Origin of the sequence: Haloplanus sp. CK5-1, from assembly GCF_037201915.1 — an archaeon.
Classification (GTDB): Archaea; Halobacteriota; Halobacteria; order Halobacteriales; family Haloferacaceae; genus Haloplanus; species Haloplanus salilacus.
On the sequence record NZ_CP147505.1, the window covers coordinates 2008796 to 2031545 of the forward strand.

Consider the following 22750-nt stretch of genomic DNA (forward strand, 5'->3'; position numbering starts at 1 on the left):
GTTACGCGCCCTCGATCGAGATGGAGACTAAACCTTCATGCTTGAGGTCATGAATGACTCCAAGGACTTCCGTCTGGTCCATCTCTAAGTCATCAGAAATCGACTTGATTACATCGCTGTTCGCACCCTTGTTTGCTTCCCCATCTAATATGAACTCGAATACACTCGCTTGTGTTGGATCGAGATGGTCCTCAGTGATAATGTCCGTAATCTCGGTGCGGATCGTTCGGCACTTCCGTGCCTGGTGCACGAGGTTTTCGACAGTCTCTGCTCGGGATACGGCTAGTTCAACTTCATTGAGTGATTGGGCTTTTTGATCGATTCCGAATATCTCGGCCAGTTCTTTTCCGGTTTGGATTTCATGTTCAATTCTATTTCTGAGGCCCTTGAGTTCCTGTTCTGCCTTTTCAATCAGTTCGGAGAAACCCTCCTGTGCTTCGTCGTAGTCCTCTATATCCCCACTGAGTATCTTGTCACGGGTAGCGAGAAGATCACTATGTTTAGTATCAATTCTCGATAAGGACGTTTGGATAAAATCGAGCGACTCCGTCGAGTTATCGGGTACTCCAAATCGACTGACAGACTCGGTAGCAACGTCGTTCATCACATCGAAAATAGAGAGGACCTCACGACAACCAGTAACTACATCATCAACAGTTTCGGCGGCTCGTAATCTGTTTTCTAGCTCATCTTGTCCGGTGTCGGTTGGAGAACCCACTGACACTTCGATCAGTAACTCGTATCGTTCGTGGAGTTCAGATACGACATTCCCGGCGTCTGAGAGAGTCTTGTCTGCTTCGAGGACACGCTCGCGAGCCAGTGTCGTGAACTGATCGAAGGCATTCGCGTCGTCGACAATTGATTGGATCCGGTCGAAGAGTAAATCATCAATACGGGTACGAACACTCGATCCCAACGGCTCTGGGAGGTCACTGTTCCAGGGATACGGCCACCGCTCTGCAATATCTTCCAGCTCATCCGCGATATTATCAATCCTATCAACGTTACTTACATCGACCAGTTCTTCTTTGATCAACCGAGCTATTGAGGTGTGTACCGTCCCTCCATCAGCATTGATTGACTGCAAGGCGGTTTTTGCAGTGTCAATGGCTGAGTTAACTCGATCGACATCTTGTTCGACAACCTCAATCAACTCTTCTCTGATATTCTCATCAAGGGGGCCTGTTCCAGCGTTAACCAACCAATCTTCGATATCTTCGACCGTTTTTTCAGCCTCGGGATGATGGAGGACACTTCGAAAGTCTGCCACAAAGTCCTCAAGAGCATCTTCGAATCCACCTGGTTTGAACGATGCGGAGCCCGCAACGAGATTTTCGAAGACATCTCCCAATGAGCGATCGAAGGCCTCTCGTACCATCTTCTGCTCTTCTTTGTCGAGATTATCCAGTGTCGACCTCGTTTCTTCGTCCAACTCGTCAAGGGTGTCTTCAAGATCATCCAATGCAGTCTTCTCGTCGTGGATGTCTTGCTCTACCTCTAGCGCCTTCTCAAGAGTGCTGAGGGTGTCTGGACTAGCATCACTCATCGTTGACCTCCATGTGTTCACTTAGAGTCTGAAGTTGGGTCCGTCTGCTTTCACGTTCTGTTTCGAGTTCGCCAATTTCACCAGCGAGCCGTTCCAGCTGATCAACAACTTGGAATACCTCGTCAATGTCTTGGCGTGCATCTGTTAACATTTCATCCCACTCATCCTGAATATCGCGGATATCGTCTGCTTTATTCGAGAAATCAAGGCCAGGGAGTTCTGATTTCACTTCTTCGAGAACTGTCTCGCACCTTTCCTCGACCGTATCTTTTACAGCGTCTTTTCGCGGGAGATCGATATTCACCGAACTGGCCTCGATCGTCGCATATGCAGAGTCAATGTCGTCTATCTTCGTTTTTGTCCGGTCGGCGAGACTCTGGAAACGATTCGTGTGTTCGCCGAGGTCTGTTTCTCGGGATTCGAGTTCTTGACGTCGGTCGTCGATATTCTCCTGAAGGGTCGAATACAGACTAGAACGTCCCTCACGATCGTATCCAAGCACGAATTTTGCAGTGGGTTGTGAAATCCGGTCTGCGACCCGACAGAACTCTCGGAGATCACCGACGACACTAGAGTCGTGTTGGATTTTCCCACTGGGATACACCGAGCTATGGTCTTCAATACGATCGTATACTGAATCGAGTTGATCGATCGTCTCATCAAGAGATTCTTTTGCTTGGTCGTACTCAACATTGATTTTGTCTTTCTTATCTTGGATGACCTGAATCGCATCGACCATTCGAACTAGCAAGTCTGCGAGATTAGATCCAGTACCGTCATATTGGTTCGAGAGAACTCGAAGGAGGCCTGGCTCTTGCATGTATGTTGTTGCCAAATCTGCGCGAGGCGAAAGCCGGTTGAGTTTCGTTCGGAGATTTAGCGTATCGGCCTCCTCTGCCTTTTGAATCGCCGTGGTGAATTCCGAACGGAAGTCGTTCTGCCGCTGATCGTATCCGTATTCAATGATACGCGTGTAACCACCCCCACCCCCCGAAATTGGGCCCAGATATTTTTTAGAGTCTAGACCTCGGTCACGCGCTGTCTCAAAGAACCTAAGACACCTATCTCGTTCTTCGGAAGCGGCACGTGCCAACAGTAGATAATCGACACGGGCGTTCTGGGAGGCTGTCAACCGATTCTCGAACAAATCGAATAGCTCTGTAGAGCTTTGATCTCCCAAGGTGACGGGAAAGAGTGTTTTGAGATTCTCCTGGAACTCGTCCGTCTGCTGTTCAATCCTCGTTGCGAAGTACTCGTTGAGCTTTTCGATGTAGTAATCAATTTTCCGAACACCCTCGTCGGCGATGTCGTCTCGACTGATCGTCTCCGGGATGGGGGCTGTCTGATCTAGTTCTAGTAGATTGTACAGAAGACTGGTCGCAAAGGTGTCCAACCGTCGTTCGTCGAGTGTTGTGACTTGGAGCTGATCGAGTTCGGCGGCTACTTGAATACGTTCGTCGCTGTTGGAAATGACCTCCTGAGTGGCAGTCTCGACATCCTGGATGTCGTCGTCGTTCCCGAGGAGTACGATCGCGAATATACAATTTGGCTCAAGCGCGTCTTTGGCGACTTTATCCTGTAAAAACGGCTGAACCAGGGATTCAAGCGCCGGCTCTTCGGCCGGAACGGGATAGAGTGAAGAGTTCATCGGGGATCCTCCTGAATAGTGTCACCGAATTCTTGCAACCGATCTGATGCAGCCTGCATATTCTCCAGCATCGTAACTAGTTCCTGATACTGGTCGTCCGTGTTCGTTTCGTGTCCTGCAAAACTCAATCGTGGATTCGTAATGAGACTCGGGAATGCTAGACTCGGCGTCTTCAGGCCAATCGATACGTAAGAATCCATCGTGGAGGATTCGCTCGTCGAAAAGAGGTCGAAGAAGTCAGCGAAGTCTTGATATATATCTTGTGCGCTCATTTGATCAAGACTCTGCGTGACATCATAGAGGAACTCAATAGTCTCCTCTTCCTCGTTACCTAATTCTTCAAGAGCAATATCGTGCATCCGGCGAACGAGCGGACGAAGGATCATATCAACAGCCCTATCTCCTTGTGCTGGGGCTGGACTCATGATCTGTCCGAAGACCATTTCTCCGTCTTCGTCAGCGATACTTTGGAGTACCCTCTCTCCAAATTGTGAGAGCTGCGAATCAGATACTCCGGAGTGATACGCATCCAAGTCCGTTAATCCCTTTTCAATTGTTCTGTATACCTCTCCGACAGGTGTTAGATGTGTGTCACAAAGCGCGAAATCGGTAGCTTCTGACTGAAGTGCAGACTGGAAGGCCGCCGGTTCATCAAATTCGCTAAGCTGATGGGGTGAAGGAGTGGTGAGGAGGGCCGCGATACGATCGCGTGATTTGTTGCTGAGTTCGTCGAGATATGAGTCCAGACTCTCTCTATCCAAGACTTCAACACGGGAAATTTGTTGCGTTGCAATATCGAAAAGACGGTTGTAGTTGCCTTCAACACCGTCTCCGAGGTTAGCTTTTGCATCGAGAGCCGATTGTAGCCAGCCGGGGCGTCCCCGTGAGTGCCACCAAGCGTAGTTTTCGGTCCCGGCAGACAAGTCACGTTCGAGGATTTGGTGAACTTGTCTCGGACGGATAATCGGCAGATTGATGCTCTGGACTCGCCGCGCTTCTGCTTCACCAAGTTCGTGAGCGCTGGCGTAGCCAAACGCGCCGATCATGTATACTCGGGAAGTCCCTTTGTCAATTTCGTCGACGACCTCTCGGAGAGGGCCAGTCGTTCCTTCCGTGTGTTCATCTAGCCGTTTATATCCCTCTTCCATCTCGTCGACAAGAACAATGAGTTCGTTTTCCTTCGACGCAATCTGTTCAGGGTCCTCCACTCCAAGTTCCGAGAAATACTCGTCGGGAGTGGGTCGCTGGCGGGCTCTCGGTAGATAGTCGTCGGTATCGAAGGTCTCGTTCTGTTCGATCTTGTTGCGTATCTCTCGGAGCCTCTCGATACAGATATCCTCAAAGTATCCATGGAGATTCGATTGATGGATGATACCGTGTCCGTCGGCTTCGGCTCGCTGGACGAGTTCGTCAATGAGATCACTAAGATCAAGATAGATAGCTGGCTTGGCCTGGTCTTGCCAAGCATATCTGAATCCGTGTAGGAGTAGCAAGCTCTTGCCTGCCCCAATAGCTCCCACGGCGTATGTGGCCTCAACTGGGTCGGGGAACTGTTCGATGTTCGCTTCGACCGTTTCTCGGCACAGTCTGTGTCTCTTAGTCAGGTCTTTCCACTCGACATTCAGCGTCGCTGTACGTTTTATCCCTCTACTTTTGCTCATGCGTAATCATGTTGACAGCCTATTATAAACGTGCTTGATAAAATGTGGACAATATGCCGCGACCATATAGTCCAAAATATCACTTCTGGAACGAGTGAACGCAGACGCTCAGAAGATCGCCCAATAACGACCAACGCTCTTCCGTAGGAGATTCTTGATTGAATTCGCGCTTGAATCTCCATAGCTGTACGTGGCGTGGCCCCCGGCTCTCCGCAGAGAACTCAGTCCGAGACACTCAACGCGGAACCGCAAGAAGGCACGTCATCGACAATGTGCTACGCAAGAGCGAACGACCAATCTTTCAAAGGGAGATCGCTACTGAATCCAACTCTGGAACTTAATTCAAGATGTATAGTGAATGTGCTGACCTAACAGCTGTTTCACCCGTGGTTGAGTGAAAAGAACAAGGGCTGCTGTTGGCTGCATCCCCTGTATCCAGCACTTCAGTATGGTCAGCTGTTGACCGGTTCGACAGGACCTAGTAATCAACTCTCTGGGCTCGCGTAAGCGTAATAGACTCGATCTCTTCACGATGGATGTCCTCCTCAAGCCCGTTCTCACTCACTACTCGTAGCACTCCTTCAGGACCACCGCGAATCGCCTCGGCACCCGCCGCGAAGTACTTCGAGCGACCATCGTTACCCCAGACTTCGACGCGGATCTCTGCACCCTCAACGTCACTACCCCATTGCCGCTCAACATATATCTCCCAGCACTCGCTACAGACCGCTTTGGCCTGTTTCTCTAGATTCCCGCTGAATGAGTCCGGTTCGAATGATAAGGAATGATGGAGTGCCTCGCTGCAAACGCACTCAGCCGACGTGATCTCTCCTCCCTCATCCCGTTCAACTCGAACCAGACAGCCGTTTACGCCGGCCATAGAATCGTCGTTGAGATCAACGTATGGCCGATCAAGCCGATTCTGACAGTGTCGACACGTAATGTCCTCTGCTGTAACGTCTTCATCTAGTTCGAAGTGCTCTCCCTCGATCGGTAAGCGCACTTCATCACAGAGACTCGACCATCCGAATCCGGTACTCGGGGGCATATGATTGTTGTAGAAGACGTGCGTAAGCTCGTCGTCAGTCGTCCAGCGATAGGGTGTCGGGTACATAGCGTGAACACCCTCCCACAGAGACAATAAAACCGACTCCAACGAGGGTCCGTCTGCGAGACGACAGTGACAATTGGTTTCCCTACGCAAGGTGGGAGACGTCTGCAGGCTCGTCGACATCGTCGAACTCGCCTCGCTCAACCGGCTCCCAGTCGTCGCCAGGTTCCGGACTCCACCAATCGACCTCGTAGGCACCCGGTGCGCCGAAGACCTTCACCCGCGCCGATCCATCCGGAATGTCGCGACGGAGCTTCTCGTCAACGTGGAGATTCCAGGTCGAATCGGTGTCGAAGCAGGCGAGGACGGCCTCCTCGTAGCCGCGTGTCTCTCGGGATTCCTGGAGTTCGACCTGCGTGTTGCAGTTCTTGCAGAACACACCTTCGAACGGAATGTGACTGAATACCTCGTGCCCGCAGACGGGACACCAGAGGAACTCGAACAGTGCTTCGCTGTGCCGGTCGATGATTTCCAGACTCATCTGTGTATCTGGCCCGATTGAGACGGGCCACCCATTCCGGCTAAGAAATAAACGTCACCGCAGATACGCTCCCATCAATCACCGTTCGGCGGCGTACACGATTCTCGAGGATGCTTCGTACCCACAGTTCCGGCACTCAAACCAGCGCTGGACCTTGGCGCCGTCAGCCGTTTTTCCACCGATTGCCACGTCGTTGTTCGGACACTCGGGACAACTCAGTTCGGGCGCTGGCCGTTTCCGGAGCTCGTCACGGAACGCTTTCGCGTCCTTCGTCTCGTACCCCCGCGACCACACTGGGTAGCCGTCGACGAGGATTACGCCACGCCACTTGTAACGGTAGGAGTCCGGTGCTCGGTGTAAGACCGCCCGAGCGCCGGTCTCGGTGTTTTGATACTCGAGTGTGGGCGTGCGGCTCTCGCGCTGCCAGTTTGTGATTTGAGGCATCTGTTAGAAGTGGACGTCTGCGGGCACGATCCAGAGTTCTTCACTCTCCTCGAGGACTCGATCCAGCTGCTCACGGTGGCGAATACCGTTCGCGTATTCGTTGTACAGGAAGATCGTCGGGCCGTCGTACGCACCGACCTGGTGGAAGGCGTGCCGGGCGAGGTCCTCGTCGCGCATAATCTCCTCGTCGGAGAGCTCCTCGATGGCTTCTTTTATTCGGTCGAGGTTGCGCTCGAACTCTTCTTTCGTCGCCTCCCAGCCACGTTCGAGCAGGTCTTGGCCGTCATCGGAGTCGATGGGGGCCGCAGTCGGCAACTCACCCCATCGCGCCTTCCCTGCAACGGATGTGTCCTCCTCGTCGAAGGTCACGTAGTAATCGAAAACGGCGCCGGCGTGTGGGTCCGCGCCGACCAGGCGGTCGAACACCGTCTTTCCGGTGGCCAGTGCGTCGTCGTGGGTCGATTCTTCTACCAGAGCGTAAATTACCATGTGCATCTCGAACACCTCGAAACGCCGACGCACCGGGAATCGTTGCTCGCTCCAGCTGCGCCGGCACCCATCGCCGGCGCTCGAAAAACTCTCCTCGTGACGGCGGATTCTCAGGACTCGTCCGCTCGTTCGACAGTGATGGTCAGGTCGCCCGACGCGTAGTCTGCCTCGAAGTCGACCGCGAACGCGTCCGACTCGTAGGCGGCGTGGTAGGCGCGGTGGCGTTCGAGCGAGCCAGTCGCCTTGAAGTGGAAGAACGCGGCCGCCGTGTAGGGCTTGCTCTGTGTTTCGACCTGCGACTCGACGGATGCGGGGAGCGCGATTTGGGGCGTTTCCGTGTCGATACTCGCAGCGAACTCCTTCGCTTCCTCGACGGTTGCTTGCGAATGTGCCGGTGTCTCGCCGGTCAGCACGTTCACCGGAGTTTCCGTGTCGTCGGTGAACAGGACGTCTTCGAAAGTGTGTGTTCCGAGGATCGCCTCGGGGCCTAGCTCACAGTCTTCGAATGGGTCGCTTGATGATTGCTCGGACATGGAATCACGAAGCCACAGTGGGGGCTCAAGCCATCAGCCCCCGATATACGGCTCCCGTTCACCCGACAGGTGACTGATCAACAGTTACTCGTCGATCGGTTCGAGCCCGCTAAGATCGGCATGCAGGACTTCGCCATCGCGAACGACGTACCGCTTTGCGAGGACTGGGATTCGACACTTCGTATACCCGGTCGTTTGGCCCCGTTGAAATCCTATAAGTTGATACTCTCGTCACTGAAACAGCCAATAGGTAGGACTGCATACGACGAACGCGGGCTATCCCCTCGAACAATCGCCTACGAACTCGGTTTCTCGAAGAGCCGCGTGACCGTCCACATGGAACGCCTCGGCGTAATCCATCGGCACAGACATGAACAAACGCATCGGCGGCTCTACGACTAAGAGGAACTCTCACCCGAGGAAATTGCGGCCCGTGAAGGATTCAACTGTTCCCCGACTACCGTCCGGAAATGGCTCGCTCACCACGACCTGATTGATTCCGACACCGAACAAATCGCCCACGGTCGCTTGGATAAACTCGGACAAGCAAACTAACCAATCGGCAATCTGTCCGATAACCTCTAAACAGTTCAGCCTAATCTTCTGATTAACAAGTGTCCCCTACCGACTCTCCCTCGACATTGGTCGATAATGAGCGGGGGGTGTCCCCAGTGATAGGGACGATACTCATGGTCGCAGTGACGGTTATACTCGCGGCTACTATCGGTACGTTTGTACTCGGGTTCGCTGGCGATTTAGCTCAAGGCGACCCGTTGGTCGACTTCCGAATGAACCAAGACGGAACGACAGTCGTCCTCACCCATGCTGGTGGGGAGACTCTCGACGGAGAAAATGTGTACATCGTCTCTGATTCGAGCGGCTGGTTAGGTAACTATGCCGGGACAAACGGAGAGGCTTGCGACACGACGATTTCAACAGTAAAACCGGGAACAGAGTGTCAAATTTCGGGAGCGCCAAGCGGTGAATTTGCCGTCGTTTGGCGGTCGAATGGCCGTTCTTCTATACTCTTCCAAGGTCGAGTCTTCGGTGATGGGTCTGCGTCAAACCCAACGCCGACACCGACTTCGACCCCGACCTCTACGCCGACTTCAACTCCCACGTCTACACCCACTGTGACCCCTACGCCGACACCGACACCAACAGCGACTCCCACACCCTCGAACAGCCCCCCGACAGCCGATTTCACGACTACCAGAAGAGGGAAGTCGTCTAACGTGGAGTTAGACGGGTCACCATCGAGTGACTCCGACGGGTCAATAGACTTGTATGAGTGGGATATTGGCGCAGATGGCTCGGTTGACTACACCGGTGAAACAGTCAGTAATGTCAACGTCCCGGCGGGGACGGACGTGAAACTGATAGTCACTGACGACGACGGGGCTACCGACAGCATAACGAAGACGGTGAACTGACTCCGATTCCCCCAGATGCAACGACAAGCACGCGGACGACGATGGTCTTCGTTAGTGAGTCGCCTACATCTAACGTTCAGAGTGCCTTGTCGATGTTGTGAGTGAGACAGCCGACAACGAGTTCACGGAACTGCTTCCACCAGTGTCGTGAGCGGATGAATGCGCCATATTTCCGTTTAAGCCGAGAGTTTACCGTCTCGTTCTGGCTACGTTGACCGTAGAGGTTGGCGTCTAGTCGAGCGTTCCATGCCCTGTGAAGTGACGAAAACTCGCGGTGCTTGATGATCGGTCGAACACCAGTTTCACGGGCTAACGCGCGAACCTTCTGGTCGTCGTATCCCTTGTCACCAAGGAGAACCGTTACTTTCCCGGTATTCCGCTTGATAAGCGACGGTGCAATCTTCGAGTCGTGTTTTCGTGTCGTCGTCACGTGTAAGTCGATGATTGCGTTCACTCTCGTGTCCACGAGAAGTGTAACTTTCAACTGCTGAATCGTCAGCTTCGTTCGCTTTGTGTAGTGTTTTGAAGCGCGACTGCGGTCGAACCCAGAAGCGTCGATCCCGACGACACCGTTGGTGGGGAGAAGTGTGACCGAGTGGTTGAGCAGGACGCGCCAAACCGCCATATCGAGCCGATTAAACGCCTTACATAGCGTCGAAGGTGACGGTAGTTCCTCAAGATTGATGGCATTCCGAATCCGTGGCATCTCGATAAGCTCGTCAAGCAACTCGCGGTAGGTTGTATTCTTCCGCACCTTGAGACAGAGAAGAACGATGTGCTGGTGAAGTGTATACCGCCGTTTCGAGAACTTCGATGAGTAGCGAGCGACAGTTCGCCGTGCTAAGTGGAACGCCTGCTCGACAAACCGGAGTAACCGCGACTTCGGGAGGGTCTGCATTCGGTCACACTACCGGGCGTATCTGTAACTCTTTGAGGATTTCAACAGAGCCGGTCGTTTGGATGTCGAATTCTTCGTCGCCGTCGATGTACTCAGCGAGCTGTCTGATAGGGAACAGCTTTTCACGTCGCCCGATGGAAATTCCGATATGGCTGTCCTGAATGCCCTCCGCCGGACGCCGAGTGCTCTCCGCCGAAATCCGGTCGTGCTCGTCCCGATACTCGTGATATCGCTTTTCCAAATCCCACAGTTAGCCTTGCAGGCTGTCAACCCACTGCTCAGCAGCGTCGTCTCGCTCGGAGTGTCGCTCGTATTCCTCGTCGTTATGCCATTCTTCCAAGGTGGATTGATCGCGATGGCCGACGAAGCCCTCGATGGACGAACAGCACTGCAGACGTTCGTCGACGACGGGAAAGCCAACTACGTCTCCATCCTCGTCGCGTATCTCGCCCTGGTGGCGGTCAACTTCGCGCTCGGGATGGTCGCGTTCTTCGTCGCGCTGTTCGGCGGCATCTTCGTCATCGGAAGCGGTGGTCTCGAATCAGCCAGCATCGCTGTTCTCGCCGTCATGGGAATCGTTGTCGCCATCGTCGTCCTTCTGTATCTCCTAGCGCTCTTTTTCGTCCAATTCTACGGCCAGGCGATCGTGCTCGAAGATATGGGCGCGGTCGACGGGCTCAAACGCAGCGTGTCGGTCGTTCGTGAGCACCTGGTGAGTACGCTCGGCTACTCGATCCTCGTCGGAGTCCTCGGTGGAGTGTTCGGTGGTGTGTTCGGCGTGCTCTCGCTGTTGCTGTCACCGCAATCGGCAGCGGCGCTTCATCTCCCGGAGCTGTCACTCCCGCTCGTGGCCGTCGTCGGCCTCCTCGTCCTCGTGGTCGGGACGCTGTTCGGTGGATTCTTCGGAGTGTACTCCGTGTCGTTCTATCGAGAGCTCACAACGTAATCAGTCAGCATGGTCTTCGGACTCTCCGGAAGTCAACTGTTCGGCGTCGGCCTCGCCGTCGTCGGGACGATCGTCCTCGCGTTCAGTGCGCGGTACGTCTGGCGTGCTACCAGCATCTACCGGGCTGAGGTCGTCTCGATGCTCGGTGAGACGACTCCTGGGGCGCTCGTTCGTGTCTCCGGGACGGCCCAGCAGGGCGACGCCGACCTCCTGAGCGCGCCTTTCAGCGGGAACGACTGTCTTGCCCTCCGATACGCCGTCGAAGAACGCCGCTTGAGTCCGTTCTTGCTCCCCTGGTTCGTGACGATCCACGAATTGGCGGGTTCGGATGCGTTCCGTGTGCGCACAGCCGAAGCCGATGTCGATATCGTCGAGCCGGCACGCACCGTGACACTCGAACGCGAAATCGTCGCGACCGTCCCGCCGAGCGACGAGCCCCCCGAGCGCATCGCACGGTTCGAGCGGACCACTGACGCCGTCCCAGTGACGACGTACTGGCGATCCCCTCCATCGCTCGTCCGACCGCTCACGAGGCGTCTCTCGCTCGGGACTCGCCGCTACAGCGAACAGCGTGCGATGCCCGGCGATGAGGTCACTGTCGTTGGCCGTGTCACCGAGACTGGCGACGGCATCGACCCACTCGTCGTCTCCGATCGTCCGCCCAGCCAGACGCTCGTCCGGATGGCCAAGACGTCACTCGTCGGGGTCTGTCTCGGTGTGTTCAATGTCGCGCTGGGCCTCGTGCTCGTTTTACTCTGAACGACTCGATAACAGAACATCTACACCGACGGTTCGTCCACATGCTATCGATGCCCTCCACCACGAACCCTGTCGATCGACCTTCAGAGGCGGTCGATGTCGCTCAGCGATACCAGCGACTCGAACGGCCGCTCAGCTATGTGGTTGCGCTTCTCGTGGGGCTCGTCGTCGGCGCTGCATTCCTCCTGTTCTCACTGCTACAGGCAGTTCTCGTCGGGCTGCCCCTCGGCGCGCTGGTCCGTATTCCGGTGTTTCGGACCAGCGGCACCGCTCGACTGATTACAGACGCCGACCCCGAAACAGTCCGGGCCGACTTTGCGGGGGCAACCCCGCCCCCACTCGCTTTTCAGTGGGGGATCGCCGACGCTGTACACACGACCGATGACGGCGCGACCTACGAGTTCTCGTACCTACTCGGCCTACGTTCTACCGAGATGACTGTCGAGACGCGCTCGAACGCTCCCGATGGGGATCCAGATGGTGATATCGAACTGCTCGTGACCGCCGGCGGTCGGCCGTGGGGGACGTACACGGCCTCGATCAGACAGGACGACGACCACACAGTCGTCGACGTCGACTGGACCTCGGATCGTCGGTTCGGCCTTCGACGGCTCCCACAGCAGTTCGTCGCCGAACGATACCGGGCTGACGCACTCGCTGCACAGGGCTATACGGTTGCCGAACGTGAGACCTCACTCCTGTTCTGACGTGTTGAAGATCGATCGGCGGTTGGTCGTGGTGCCCCGACATCGAGAGTTCCTGTCCCCCCGTGTCGAATCCGCGCTCGCCGAAGGCGTCGAGTGCACGTTCGTACGCCGCCTCCCCGTCGGCCGTATAGAGTGACGGCAGATTCACCCGGCGCTTGTAGGTCGACTCATCGTCCAGGTACGTGATAACGAGTCGTGGTCGTGTCAGCCCCTCCTCACCGCGTGTCGTCGAGACATCCTCGATATCGTCGAGCGGAATGCGATCAGGAGACCGGAATCCTCGAGCGTAGTTCACTCCAACGAGGATAGTGAGAATGCCGAGCAGTCCTGCGAGAAGCAGTCTGACTACAGCGCGAATCGCGCTCACGAGCCAACTGATGGCAAACAGCAGTCCAGATACGTACCCGAGGAAAATCGCCTTGCGCCATCGCTCCTCGCTCTACCAGTACCCCCAATAGAGCGAGCGGGCATACCCGACGGCAGACTCATCGAAGTGGACGGCATCGTCTGTGAGACGTGCGACTCCGCGCTTCGTTCTGAACGACTCGATGGAGGGCACGAGAGACTATCGATGCCGAACCGTGGTGTGTGTTGTGATATATTGGATTGAGTGAGTTCTTAGAATTTGACACGGATCGTCTGATGAATATAGAGCTTCTATACAGCAAAAATAAACACATTCAATTTCAACAGCGAGGTGTGAAGTTCAATAAGCCCCTCCCGCTGGCTGTTCTGATTGGTTGCTGCATTGGTGGTGGAGTTCACCGATACCTCCTTTCGGATTGGTTCTTTGTGTCAAGCATAGCAACGGTATACATCGGGATTACATACTTCATTTTAGCGTATGACATCACACTGCTCGGTGAACAGTTCATGTTCGATACTAGGTACGACAGGCTTGGCCATGCCGTCGGTGTCTTCGGATTGAGCATAGGTCCGTTAGCACTCATAGAATATGTTGGTCTTCAAGGGTCTGAGGTTGTCGGCGTGCTAATGTGGTCGATTGGTATAATTGCGTATTTTATTATCATATCGAATGTACAGAGTCAACCGCGGCAGTAGCGACTGGTGACGCACGAGTTGTCCATCGGTAGAAGCGGAAGCATCAGTGGTAATTGCTGAATATGCGCTCTCTATACAGCAAAGGCTCGACAAACTACCCGATTGCTGTCAGCAAGGCGGTACGAGATACAGAGGATGCAGTCAGCAATGGAACTGCGTTATTTTCTCCATCTAAATCCTGAAGCAACCGGTAAAGCGTGCCTGCGAATTGAATGACCATGCCACCGACATCTATATCAGTATGAAAAAAGTATGAATGGATATGCCCGAACACAAACGGAAAGTCGGAAATCGGGGGCAGGTGACGATTCCGAAGGAACTGCGGGACCGTCGTGGTATTGAAGGTGGTGACGAAATCGAATTCGTCGAAGTGAATGACGAGATCATACTCAAACCGCCGACAGATGAGGAACGGCTTGCTGAAGGATATCGAAAGAGAGCCGAGCGGTCTCGTGAGTTGGCTGAAGAAATGGAAGAAGCATCGTCAGAAGCAACCGAGCATCTCGGTGACGCACCCGGCTGGAGCGAGTGAATTCTGGAGTCAACTGTGCAGGTACGCCGCGGCGACATTGTCATCGTTGAACTGAACCCCACGAAAGGGAGTGAGCAGCAAGGAAAGAGCCGGCCCTGTGTTGTCATCCAGAACGATGTTGGGAATCAGTACTCATCGACAACCATCATCGCTCCATTCACAACGCAGTACACGTCTGGAGACACGTACCCGTTCGAGGTGGAAGTACTGGCTTCGGATACTGCCCTCGATCACGACTCAGTGGCAGATCTAAGTCAAATCCGGGTTATCGACATCGACGAACGTGTGAAAAAGAATATTGGATCTGTCCCGTCATCGGACATGGTAAAAATCGACTCGGCAATCAAAGATAGCCTCGGCATTTGAGCGAAAAGTTCCGTCAGTGTATAGTCTGTATTGACCGATCCGACCAGCTCGTTTTTTGAAGAGCTTCTGTGCGAGATACGCGCGCTCTATCTTGCACAGCCTCAATATTCTATCTGATTGCTATCACAAACAGCGTGCAAGACTCAGAGGATGAAGTCAGCATGGCGCGATTGTTTATCTCGAACGTGGTCGCCTGAACCATCTGGTAGGAGTGTATTGCGAATCTCACGGTGGCTTGCTTTTCAAAGATACAGAAGGCGATCAGGCCGCTATTATGAGTAGTGGGAACCTTGGCCTCAGAGGTTCCCGAAGGCCCCAACCACGTGTGGAGGCCACCATTAATATAACTAATTATCATGCAACATAACCCCTTTGTCTACATCGACCGAATCGAATTGATCAAAACTTCGTGCGAGATATGCGCCTTCCATCTTGCATAGCCCTCAGATACCATAACGGACCTGTCAGGCGTAGGGCTACAGCATGTGGCGACAGCTCTATCGCTTCCTTCACCGGTGATGGACTTGCCGAAGAGCGTCGGCAGTGGCTCTCCCGGAGATGCGAATGTATTTTTGCGCTGTCGCCAGGTCGCTCCAGCCCATCAGCGCCTGGAGTGGAACGGGTGCGACCCCTTGATATGCGTGGTAGCTGGCAGCGGTCGCCCTGAGACAATGAGGATATACTCGACCCTCAATATCTGCGACCTCAGCGACAGCGTTCACTCGTCTGTTGACCGCGGTTCGTGACCGAGGAAACGCTTCGTACTCGTCTGTGAACCGTTCAAGACACAACTCAAGCCGGAGCGACAGGTCAACCGGAATCGCCCGAGCTGAGGCGACTGTCTTCGGATGCCAGCGTCCCTTCATCGCCTCTTCCTGTGTGAGTTGCTCATTATGGGTGGTTTCCTGTGATGCCTGGCGGCGGCAATAGCCACACTCACAGGGTTCGTGTTGGGGAATGCGAAGCAGCATCCGATCCCAATCGAGCCAGTCGGCACGGAAGTGAGCGATTTCACCAGCACGCAATCCGAGTCGGCCAGCGGCAAGACACACGAACCGCGCCTGCAAGTCTCGCGGCTCTGGCAGTGAACTACACGCTTCCAGGAGAAGTTCGAACTCCCGGTCTGTGAGCACATCCTCGTGGGTGTGCCGCGTGGTCAACGATTGTCGATGCTTCTGTGCCCATTCATTCGACTGATCATAGTTGTCCGTCATCCACCACAAGAACGTTGCTCCCCGAATTGAAAGGCGACATATCGGTAACAAGTCAACTCAGCGCCCGCTGAATATAGAGCTTGGAGCTTGCATCCAGCGCATCATATAGCTCAGTGACGAACTTGAGCACCTCCCTCACTACCGGAAAAATGATCTACTCAAGATCTGTCCCCCAAGTCAGAGCAGTGATCGTGTATAGTAGCCACAATACTTTAGTTAAACTAAGCACAGTATCGTGATGTGTCTTCAGCGTCCAAATCAGTCACGTCTGACACGTCTTCAGCCGGGGTCTACTCACAGTTAGAAATCATAGTAATCGGGCTACTGGTGATTACAGCCGCTACGCACCTGTATGCTGGGTTTATCGAGTCTGCACCACCACTTCTACTGGCCGGGCTTGGATTTCTCGGAGGAATCGGGCTCTATACCTGGGGTTACAAGCGCTCGCTTCTTACGCTAGTGGCGATTCCGTATACCGCGGTACAGATTCCACTGTGGTACGTAGCAAAGGCTGGTAGTTTCACGCTTGTCGGATATATTGACAAAGCTGTACAAGTCATTCTAGTCATTGCTCTGGTCGCCCTGGTGATTAGACAACGTCGGGAGCCGTAATAATATCTTCAGCGCAAACCCAAAAAGATCCGTCTAGTGAGGTAGTTGTACTGAGCGGTTCCTGTTTGGTGTGAGAAGTCTTCTATGACACTCTCTCGAAACTCCAAATAATAAACGTTGCGGCGAAAATAGGATTTTGAAAACGATAATATATCTTTATTTTTCCACAGCTCATATTGGTAGATGCAATGGTAGTAGAAACAGCAGAGCTACAATCGGAACTCGAAGCAAAGGGAGAACTGATGCTCGCAGTCTCAGAATTCGACGAACCACTGGAGATGCATCTCCATGATACGGAGATTGAAGATGGTGTCATCACGATCGAATTGACCGATGGTGTCCTCACGTTCGATGTCGATGAAGTGGTGGCCTTCTGGCACCACACACACTCGTTCGCAGATCTCGGACTGGAAGACTGAGTTCGCCGGCCGGTGAGTTACAGTCCGGCAGATTCAGTATAAAGCCAAGATAATCGACACACTACCCATCCAGATGTGGTGTGCCGGTCTATTGACGACTGGCAGATGAGGAACCGACCTGAGCGCGCTGGCTCTATCCTCTGTAGTGACCGACCATCGGTGCTCCATCCTACGGGTCAATGAGTGCTGTATTCGCGCGGTGTATCTGTCACTCCAATAGTGATGATATACTTAGATCATTTCCAGTCGAGTGACCGACCCCAAGGATCAGCACAGTAGCCTCGTTTGTTTTGGGGGGAGTTTTTTCAATCGACCGGTAAAGTGCAGGTGTGGGTCTTCGTCTTAGGAAGCGGTGAGTGCGGCAACGAGCCGGTCCGGTTCGGAGACGTGGCGGAGAATACGCATCGTTGCGTTAGTTTCGACAGTGACCGTGTCGCCATTTGTAGAGGTGACAGCAACGTCAGCAAGTGGGAGTGTCCACTGTGTAGCCCCCAATATGGGGGCGTATGCGGCGATGTGGCGGTCGTGGACTCGGTATTCGACAGCACCGTGGGTAAATAGGTACTCCGCGATCTTGACCGGCACGACCGGCAGTACGAGTAGCGGCACGGCCACGATAACCGGGATGAGTGCTGAACGGGCAACTGAAAATCCACTAGTTGCCCCGAACAGTATCGCCAGCCCGCCGCCGAGGAAAACGAGAATCCATGCCGGGAGCAGCGCATCGTCCGTCACAGTTGCTCGGATTGCGCCCCGCCAGACAGCCGACTGCGAAGTCTCGACTACTGCTTGCGGGCGTCCCTCGGGAGAGACTGGCGGGTCTGGAGCGGGCTGGGGATCGGGAGAGAGTCGGAGCGCGGAGGCGACTCGGCCGGTCCAGTGGTCGAATTTTCCGGGTCGCTGACGCAAAAGCCAATAGCCAGCCCACCCGCCACAGATGAGTAGTGACTGTTGCCCAGTCGCCTCGGTCGAAACTTGACTCAGACCGATAAGAAGTGCCGAAACGAGGAGCAATTCCAGCGCCCGCCGGATGGGTGTATGAACGCCGATGTCGGTGAATTGCCGGCGGCCAAAGTACACATCGCGGGTCTCAGTGGCGAGCGCCAGTCCGACGGCGGCTACCGACGCGGTGACCAGCGTCCCTCCACGCAAATCACTGACTGCTGATTCCGGTGTGATCACAGCAAGGCCCAACAGTGTCCAGAGATAGATGACAGCAACGACCCCGGTGAACACCGGGGTGTTCCGAGGATAGAGTGGGGGAAAGCGGCCCAACGATACGGCACCGTGGCGTGTACTAAGATCATCAACGGTCATCCCGTAGACGCCGAAGTCGTAATTGAACGCTGCCTCACGTTCGGCGAAAAGTCCGATGACACCAGCCCATCCCACGACCACATAGCCCGCAAGCCAGAGTACGACGCCAAGCGTGTTCGCCGTAGCACCAGCGGCGGCGGCGCCAGCCAGTACGAACGCTGCGCAAAGCGCCCAGAGCATGGCATGAGGGGGTGTCAGGCGGAGAGGAAGACTGGTTGTCACCATTCGAAGGTTCGCTGATAGCTCATTGTACGTTCAGGTATCGAGTCGGCGCCACAACCCGTGGTGCGCCCTTCTCCTGCTATGAACGATACCATCTCGGATTCCATTTTTTCAGAACAAAGGTTGTAGCCGTTGCCACGGCGACACTCACCAGTAACACGATAATAGCGTTTGTCCATCGCTGTATTCCGGTCAAGCCGGTTCGATACCAAGCGAACACGGCGACGGTGATGCCGATACCCGCAATAGCTGCAATCTCATCTCTACTCAAGCCAGCCATTATCACGGTCCCCCATCCGAATATACGCGGCTGTATAGCGTCCATCCGATCGCCGAGACCGCGACGATGACGCCGATAGCCGTAGGGATAGTGTCCGCAGAACCGTTGAACGACCAGTCAAAAATCAGGTAACCGACGACGGCAATCAGCGCAATGAGAGCCCCGATGGCTCTGACCGCTGGTGAATCCGAACGACCTGCTCCGGGCATACGTGACCGACATCCGCGTGCGATATTAAATCCAAGGGCAGAGTTACCGGTACTGTTCAGATTAGTTGATTCCATGCGAAGGCGAACGATCGAAGCCACTCATTTGCAGTTTCTGCTTCGGCGTTACTGAAACAGTTCGAGAAGCTGGTAGTTCTTCGTTTTATCTCACGAAAGACACGTTCGACGCTGTTCCGATTTCCGTGGCGTTCGTATCTGAAATCGAGGCCGTGGCGACGGCACGCGTCGTTCAGAGGTTTCGCACCATCGACGAGAAACACCGCGTCGTCAACGTCGTGTTTCTCGCGTAATTCGCGGAAGAACGCGTAAGCGATTACGTTCGTTCTTGTCGGCTCAAGCTTTGTATGGAGTAATTCGTTCGTCTCTGGATCAACCGCGGCGTACAGCCAATACTGCTCGTCGTTGAGTCGGATCACCGTTTCATCAACCGCAACGTGATCCGGGCTTCGACCCTCTTCGGGCTGTAGATCTGCCTTGTGAACCCAGTTGTGAACGGTGGATCGTGCCCGCTCAACACCGAATATCTCAAGAATAGAGACAGTATTCGAAAGTGATAGTCCAGCAAGATGGAGCTGAATACTGAGCTTCATAAACAGCCGCGGTGTTGCCTCTCGTTCCACAAAACCTAACTCGATTCGATCGATACAACCGTTGAGGCTAGCGTTTTCGGGCATGGATCACTCAGAAAACGCTACGCCTCACCTTTCAATCCTTATCTGAACATCGCCGAGTTACCAGCCCTGAAACGTCGCTACGACTGATTATCTGACACACTGCGAGACGTACAACAACCGGACAGGAGTCGAACGAGCGATGCAGTCAAGGACTGCGGCCTCGGACACGTCCGCGCCCGAGACCGCGTTCACGCACGAACAGAGGTGTTCATTGCGCTCTGTCTCCGGTTCGTTGTTGCCACCACCAACTACGAGAGAGGAAACGATCCGGGCTTTGAGAAGCTATGAGATGGATTCTATGACAGGCTCTACTGAGCAATCCGCTGACCAGAAAACCGGTGGCAGTCCCGCGCAAGATTCGCGCTGTGTATTCAGCAACACCTACAATTTGTTCTTGATCTCTGTCAATAGCGGCGTGCGAGATACAGAGCATGACGGCACCGTAGAAAGGGTAGTCGATAAGTGACTAGAATCCATTGGATAACTCTGCTCTAACTTTGATCTATAATTTTCATAGGTTATTTACATCAGCGTCCCGTTAAATCAATAAACTGGTTGATAACGTGTTTAAAGAAAATAACGAGTATCAACAGGAAAAGCTATTTTCGCCTGTAAAGAACCTTTCTACCAGTATTGAAGAGAAATTACAAAATCACTGGTCAACTCATTTTCATCAACATATATTTACTCAGATAGATGAAACAAAGTTCGAGCGGCTATACCACGACGGGTATAGCCGTCCGAACAAGCCCGTCAATGAGCTTGTCTCACTGGAGATTATCAAACACCTGCTTGGTCTCTCTGACGAAGAACTTGAATACGCCTATATCTTCGATTTTCGCGTCAGAAACGCACTTGGGAAAGAAACACTCGGCGACAACATCTGCCAAAAGACGTTCACCAATTTCCGCCGGCGGTTGATGGAACACGAAGAAGAGACTGGTCAGGATCTGTTACACGAGGTTTTCGAAGATCATCGCAACTATTTCCAAGAAGAGTTTGAGATCGATGCCAGTACGCAGCGGATGGATTCAACGTTTATCGAGGCGAACATCAAGCAACTCTCCCGTGTTGATCTCTTCGCCAAAGTTCTCCACAACTTCCTGTGCGATCTCCCTGAGGAGATCGTACAGGAGTTGCCCGCTGGTATCGACGAGTTCGCAGACACCGATAACTTGGAACTGTCCTACCAGCTTGAACCAGGCGAGATTCCAGCAACCATGGAAACACTCGCTGAGCATACCGCGTGGCTTGTTGATCGGTTCGAAGATGACGATGAATACGCCGAGTTGGAGAGCTTTGCTCATCTTCAGCAGGTTCTCGACGAACAGTGTTATCGCATTGCTGAACTCGAAGATGACGATGATGAGGACGATTCTGCTGACCAACGCCAGCCCGGTGACGACTCGTCACCGGACTGGCAACCACTCCGAACGTACACCTCTCCCGAAGAGAGTACCAACACTGAACAAAATGAAGAAAACACAGGCTCATCCGGAGAAAACGCCGATGACCAGTCCGATCACGTCGGGCTGAAAGAGCCCGACGAGATCGACAGTGGCACGATGCAAAACCCTCACGATGAGGACGCAACCTACCGCTCGAAGAACGGTGAGGACTATCACGGATACAAGGCGAATGTAGCGGAGACGTGCAATGGTGAGAATCCATTCCGACTCATCACTGCGGTTCGGGTCGATACCAACAACACGGACGACGGCGACCTCCTTGACGAGGACGTAACGACCCTCTCAACTGAGACTGGGTTACGTGACCTGCTCGTGGATGGCGGGTACACGCACAAGGAAGTAGAGAAGCGCTGCCGTGATCAGGAGATCACGCAGCACTTCTCTGGAATCGTCGGTCAACGGCCTGGAGCGGAAAAGATGTCGCTGGCTGCGCCGGAGTGGGACGGGACGAGAATGGTTGCGTGTCCTGCCGGACACGAACCATTCGACCAGAACCACTACGAAACCGGTCGTATTTCTGGAAAGATGGAGAAGGAGTTCTGTGACGAGTGTCCGCACAGAGAGAGCTGTTTCGTCAAGGAACAACAGAAACACTATAGCTACGGTTTCAGAGAACGGCGGGTAGAAATTGCGCAGCGACGCAAGCGGTTAGATGACCCGGCTGAACAGGAGTTTCTGAAGTTACGTGCCGGCGCTGAGTCGTTGATCAACGAGATGTATCACAAAGACGGGGAGAAAACGAAGTTCGCAGGAAAAATCAAGGTGAAAAACGGGTCAATAGCGAAAGCTATCGGGAGAAACCTGAAGCGAGCCTCCGGATTCTTGGAATCGGAGGCGAAGCAAGAGAAATCGGCGGGATAGTCGGGCAGACAATTCTGTTTGTCGCTGTCAGCTAGATCTTCTGTGGTGACGGCTCGCTTCCGGTGAGATATTCACTGGTGATTGGGGCGGGGTGTTCCCGGCGGAACACCCCTTTCTACGGTGCCCTCAGAGCATCCATCTTGTACCACGTACTCGACTGGATTCCGTCTGTGTGCTGGACTACCGATAGATAAACACGGGTTTTCAACCGAACTGTGTGGAGTCTTGATACCGGGCGTCACCAAACCCGAGGAGTGGGTAGAATATGAATGGTAGAATCGCCAGTCCGAGCCCGAACAAGACTCCTTTGCCGAACTTGCCTGCTACGTCAATAGCGATTTTGAGCAACGCAATGAGGTTGATTACGGGTATGAATAGTAAGATCAACCACCACCACGCATTCCCACTTACTTTGATCAGAACGTAGGTGTTGTATATTGGAATGATTGAAGCCCATCCCGGTTCGTCGGCCTTCTCAAAGGTTTTCCAAAACCCGGCAACTATCACGATGATGAGGGCCAACTGTACAACCAATCCGATGAGGCCACCGAGCAATTCGGCGATGCCGCCGCTACTATTCTGTAACGGAACAACCAGATTCAGTATTGTTGTCATCACCTGCACTGTTACTTTGCTGTCTCATAATACTTAGGTGGAAGTCGATTTGAAACCGGGTTAGGACCTTTTATCGATCAATACTGTGTACGCGCTGTCTATTCATCGCTTGGAGAATCATTTTATTCTGTAGCTGATAGGTCACCGAGTAACCGATGCAGAGATTGTATTTTGCAACGTGACGATTTTTCATCAGTTTCTGGCTGATCATTCGATAGGTCGAA

At 53.8% G+C, this 22750-nt stretch carries 23 protein-coding genes and 1 pseudogene; 11 read left to right on the plus strand and 13 right to left on the minus strand.

From position 1 onward, the window contains the following. Nucleotide 1 precedes the first annotated feature (1 nt). From NBT81_RS10630 to NBT81_RS10665, 8 genes are all read right to left on the minus strand, one after another. Complete coding sequence (locus NBT81_RS10630; protein ID WP_338738316.1) at nucleotides 2–1546, minus strand: hypothetical protein; 1545 nt, start codon at nucleotides 1544–1546, stop codon at nucleotides 2–4. After that, nucleotides 1539–3194, minus strand: coding sequence for a hypothetical protein (locus NBT81_RS10635; protein WP_338738318.1), 1656 nt, complete (start codon nucleotides 3192–3194; stop codon nucleotides 1539–1541). The genes NBT81_RS10630 and NBT81_RS10635 overlap by 8 nt, the downstream gene beginning before the upstream one ends. Further along, nucleotides 3191–4855 (minus strand): hypothetical protein, encoded by a 1665-nt coding sequence (locus NBT81_RS10640; RefSeq protein ID WP_338738320.1) that lies wholly within the window; start codon nucleotides 4853–4855, stop codon nucleotides 3191–3193. Before NBT81_RS10640 ends, NBT81_RS10635 begins: the two co-directional genes overlap by 4 nt. A 478-nt stretch (nucleotides 4856–5333) precedes the next feature. Then, nucleotides 5334–5969 carry a hypothetical protein gene (locus NBT81_RS10645; protein WP_338738322.1) on the minus strand — a complete coding sequence of 212 codons (636 nt, stop codon included), beginning with the start codon at nucleotides 5967–5969 and terminating at the stop codon, nucleotides 5334–5336. An 82-nt stretch (nucleotides 5970–6051) separates the two neighbouring features. Then, nucleotides 6052–6447, minus strand: a complete 396-nt coding sequence (locus tag NBT81_RS10650; RefSeq protein WP_338738324.1) for a DUF7567 family protein — start codon at nucleotides 6445–6447, stop codon at nucleotides 6052–6054. Nucleotides 6448–6525: 78 nt separating this feature from the next. Further along, nucleotides 6526–6891 carry a DUF7568 family protein gene (locus tag NBT81_RS10655; RefSeq protein WP_338738326.1) on the minus strand — a complete coding sequence of 122 codons (366 nt, stop codon included), beginning with the start codon at nucleotides 6889–6891 and terminating at the stop codon, nucleotides 6526–6528. A gap of 3 nt (nucleotides 6892–6894) precedes the next feature. After that, the gene (locus NBT81_RS10660; RefSeq protein ID WP_338738328.1) at nucleotides 6895–7386 is read right to left on the minus strand and encodes a hypothetical protein; all 492 of its coding nucleotides are present in this window, start codon (nucleotides 7384–7386) and stop codon (nucleotides 6895–6897) included. Nucleotides 7387–7490: 104 nt separating this feature from the next. Next, complete coding sequence (locus NBT81_RS10665) at nucleotides 7491–7913, minus strand: hypothetical protein (RefSeq protein ID WP_338738330.1); 423 nt, start codon at nucleotides 7911–7913, stop codon at nucleotides 7491–7493. 689 nt (nucleotides 7914–8602) lie between these two features. On the opposite strand from NBT81_RS10665, the gene NBT81_RS10670 reads away from it, so the two are divergent. Then, nucleotides 8603–9346 (plus strand): type IV pilin, encoded by a 744-nt coding sequence (locus NBT81_RS10670; RefSeq protein WP_390278549.1) that lies wholly within the window; start codon nucleotides 8603–8605, stop codon nucleotides 9344–9346. A gap of 76 nt (nucleotides 9347–9422) precedes the next feature. Here the strand turns inward: NBT81_RS10670 and NBT81_RS10675 are convergent, their stop codons facing one another. Next, entirely contained in the window at nucleotides 9423–10244 is an 822-nt protein-coding gene (locus NBT81_RS10675) for an IS5 family transposase (protein ID WP_338738332.1), read from the minus strand. A 58-nt stretch (nucleotides 10245–10302) separates the two neighbouring features. Between NBT81_RS10675 and NBT81_RS10680 the strand changes: the two genes are divergently transcribed. The 6 genes from NBT81_RS10680 to NBT81_RS10705 all read left to right on the plus strand — a co-directional run bounded on the left by NBT81_RS10680 (nucleotide 10303) and on the right by NBT81_RS10705 (nucleotide 14616). Further along, nucleotides 10303–11190, plus strand: a complete 888-nt coding sequence (locus tag NBT81_RS10680) for a hypothetical protein (protein WP_338738334.1) — start codon at nucleotides 10303–10305, stop codon at nucleotides 11188–11190. 9 nt (nucleotides 11191–11199) lie between these two features. Next, nucleotides 11200–11949, plus strand: a complete 750-nt coding sequence (locus NBT81_RS10685; protein ID WP_338738336.1) for a hypothetical protein — start codon at nucleotides 11200–11202, stop codon at nucleotides 11947–11949. Between the two features lie 50 nt (nucleotides 11950–11999). Then, the gene (locus NBT81_RS10690) at nucleotides 12000–12656 is read left to right on the plus strand and encodes a hypothetical protein (protein ID WP_338738338.1); all 657 of its coding nucleotides are present in this window, start codon (nucleotides 12000–12002) and stop codon (nucleotides 12654–12656) included. 699 nt (nucleotides 12657–13355) lie between these two features. Beyond that, nucleotides 13356–13718, plus strand: a complete 363-nt coding sequence (locus tag NBT81_RS10695) for a hypothetical protein (RefSeq protein ID WP_267665571.1) — start codon at nucleotides 13356–13358, stop codon at nucleotides 13716–13718. 262 nt (nucleotides 13719–13980) lie between these two features. After that, a complete protein-coding gene (locus NBT81_RS10700) occupies nucleotides 13981–14250 on the plus strand; it encodes an AbrB/MazE/SpoVT family DNA-binding domain-containing protein (RefSeq protein ID WP_338738344.1) in 270 nt (89 codons plus the stop codon). A gap of 15 nt (nucleotides 14251–14265) precedes the next feature. Further along, nucleotides 14266–14616, plus strand: coding sequence for a type II toxin-antitoxin system PemK/MazF family toxin (locus NBT81_RS10705; protein ID WP_338738347.1), 351 nt, complete (start codon nucleotides 14266–14268; stop codon nucleotides 14614–14616). 509 nt (nucleotides 14617–15125) lie between these two features. Here NBT81_RS10705 and NBT81_RS17345 read toward each other — a convergent pair. Further along, a complete protein-coding gene (locus tag NBT81_RS17345; RefSeq protein ID WP_425498642.1) occupies nucleotides 15126–15830 on the minus strand; it encodes a tyrosine-type recombinase/integrase in 705 nt (234 codons plus the stop codon). 240 nt (nucleotides 15831–16070) lie between these two features. Between NBT81_RS17345 and NBT81_RS10710 the strand changes: the two genes are divergently transcribed. Next, on the plus strand, nucleotides 16071–16442 hold the full coding sequence (locus NBT81_RS10710) for a DUF7475 family protein (protein ID WP_338738349.1): 372 nt from the start codon (nucleotides 16071–16073) through the stop codon (nucleotides 16440–16442). A gap of 188 nt (nucleotides 16443–16630) precedes the next feature. Next, entirely contained in the window at nucleotides 16631–16861 is a 231-nt protein-coding gene (locus NBT81_RS10715; RefSeq protein WP_092695449.1) for a hypothetical protein, read from the plus strand. Nucleotides 16862–17203: 342 nt separating this feature from the next. On the opposite strand, the gene NBT81_RS10720 is transcribed toward NBT81_RS10715, so the two are convergent. Together NBT81_RS10720 and NBT81_RS10725 are read right to left on the minus strand one after the other, a co-directional pair. Further along, nucleotides 17204–18358, minus strand: a complete 1155-nt coding sequence (locus tag NBT81_RS10720; RefSeq protein WP_338738357.1) for a hypothetical protein — start codon at nucleotides 18356–18358, stop codon at nucleotides 17204–17206. A gap of 587 nt (nucleotides 18359–18945) precedes the next feature. Beyond that, nucleotides 18946–19581 carry an IS6 family transposase gene (locus tag NBT81_RS10725; RefSeq protein WP_338738359.1) on the minus strand — a complete coding sequence of 212 codons (636 nt, stop codon included), beginning with the start codon at nucleotides 19579–19581 and terminating at the stop codon, nucleotides 18946–18948. A gap of 103 nt (nucleotides 19582–19684) precedes the next feature. Between NBT81_RS10725 and NBT81_RS10730 the strand changes: the two are divergent. Both NBT81_RS10730 and NBT81_RS10735 read left to right on the plus strand, forming a co-directional pair. Continuing rightward, a pseudogene (locus NBT81_RS10730) lies at nucleotides 19685–19869 on the plus strand (IS5/IS1182 family transposase); the annotation flags it as partial. Nucleotides 19870–20144: 275 nt separating this feature from the next. Beyond that, the gene (locus tag NBT81_RS10735; RefSeq protein WP_338738361.1) at nucleotides 20145–21911 is read left to right on the plus strand and encodes a transposase; all 1767 of its coding nucleotides are present in this window, start codon (nucleotides 20145–20147) and stop codon (nucleotides 21909–21911) included. 204 nt (nucleotides 21912–22115) lie between these two features. Here NBT81_RS10735 and NBT81_RS10740 read toward each other — a convergent pair whose 3' ends face one another. Continuing rightward, entirely contained in the window at nucleotides 22116–22526 is a 411-nt protein-coding gene (locus NBT81_RS10740; RefSeq protein ID WP_338738363.1) for a DUF5684 domain-containing protein, read from the minus strand. Between the last annotated feature and the right edge of the window lie 224 nt (nucleotides 22527–22750).

What these genes read in the sequence shown, in the direction of transcription:
- NBT81_RS10630 (WP_338738316.1), bottom strand. Translation starts at nt 1,546, where the DNA reads ATGAGTGATGCTAGTCCAGACACCCTCAGCACTCTTGAGAAGGCGCTA.
- NBT81_RS10635 (WP_338738318.1), bottom strand. Translation starts at nt 3,194, where the DNA reads ATGAACTCTTCACTCTATCCCGTTCCGGCCGAAGAGCCGGCGCTTGAA.
- NBT81_RS10640 (WP_338738320.1), bottom strand. Translation starts at nt 4,855, where the DNA reads ATGAGCAAAAGTAGAGGGATAAAACGTACAGCGACGCTGAATGTCGAG.
- NBT81_RS10645 (WP_338738322.1), bottom strand. Translation starts at nt 5,969, where the DNA reads ATGTACCCGACACCCTATCGCTGGACGACTGACGACGAGCTTACGCAC.
- NBT81_RS10650 (WP_338738324.1), bottom strand. Translation starts at nt 6,447, where the DNA reads ATGAGTCTGGAAATCATCGACCGGCACAGCGAAGCACTGTTCGAGTTC.
- NBT81_RS10655 (WP_338738326.1), bottom strand. Translation starts at nt 6,891, where the DNA reads ATGCCTCAAATCACAAACTGGCAGCGCGAGAGCCGCACGCCCACACTC.
- NBT81_RS10660 (WP_338738328.1), bottom strand. Translation starts at nt 7,386, where the DNA reads ATGCACATGGTAATTTACGCTCTGGTAGAAGAATCGACCCACGACGAC.
- NBT81_RS10665 (WP_338738330.1), bottom strand. Translation starts at nt 7,913, where the DNA reads ATGTCCGAGCAATCATCAAGCGACCCATTCGAAGACTGTGAGCTAGGC.
- NBT81_RS10670 (WP_390278549.1), top strand. Translation starts at nt 8,603, where the DNA reads ATGGTCGCAGTGACGGTTATACTCGCGGCTACTATCGGTACGTTTGTA.
- NBT81_RS10675 (WP_338738332.1), bottom strand. Translation starts at nt 10,244, where the DNA reads ATGCAGACCCTCCCGAAGTCGCGGTTACTCCGGTTTGTCGAGCAGGCG.
- NBT81_RS10685 (WP_338738336.1), top strand. Translation starts at nt 11,200, where the DNA reads ATGGTCTTCGGACTCTCCGGAAGTCAACTGTTCGGCGTCGGCCTCGCC.
- NBT81_RS10690 (WP_338738338.1), top strand. Translation starts at nt 12,000, where the DNA reads ATGCCCTCCACCACGAACCCTGTCGATCGACCTTCAGAGGCGGTCGAT.
- NBT81_RS10700 (WP_338738344.1), top strand. Translation starts at nt 13,981, where the DNA reads ATGCCCGAACACAAACGGAAAGTCGGAAATCGGGGGCAGGTGACGATT.
- NBT81_RS17345 (WP_425498642.1), bottom strand. Translation starts at nt 15,830, where the DNA reads ATGACGGACAACTATGATCAGTCGAATGAATGGGCACAGAAGCATCGA.
- NBT81_RS10715 (WP_092695449.1), top strand. Translation starts at nt 16,631, where the DNA reads ATGGTAGTAGAAACAGCAGAGCTACAATCGGAACTCGAAGCAAAGGGA.
- NBT81_RS10720 (WP_338738357.1), bottom strand. Translation starts at nt 18,358, where the DNA reads ATGCTCTGGGCGCTTTGCGCAGCGTTCGTACTGGCTGGCGCCGCCGCC.
- NBT81_RS10725 (WP_338738359.1), bottom strand. Translation starts at nt 19,581, where the DNA reads ATGCCCGAAAACGCTAGCCTCAACGGTTGTATCGATCGAATCGAGTTA.
- NBT81_RS10740 (WP_338738363.1), bottom strand. Translation starts at nt 22,526, where the DNA reads ATGACAACAATACTGAATCTGGTTGTTCCGTTACAGAATAGTAGCGGC.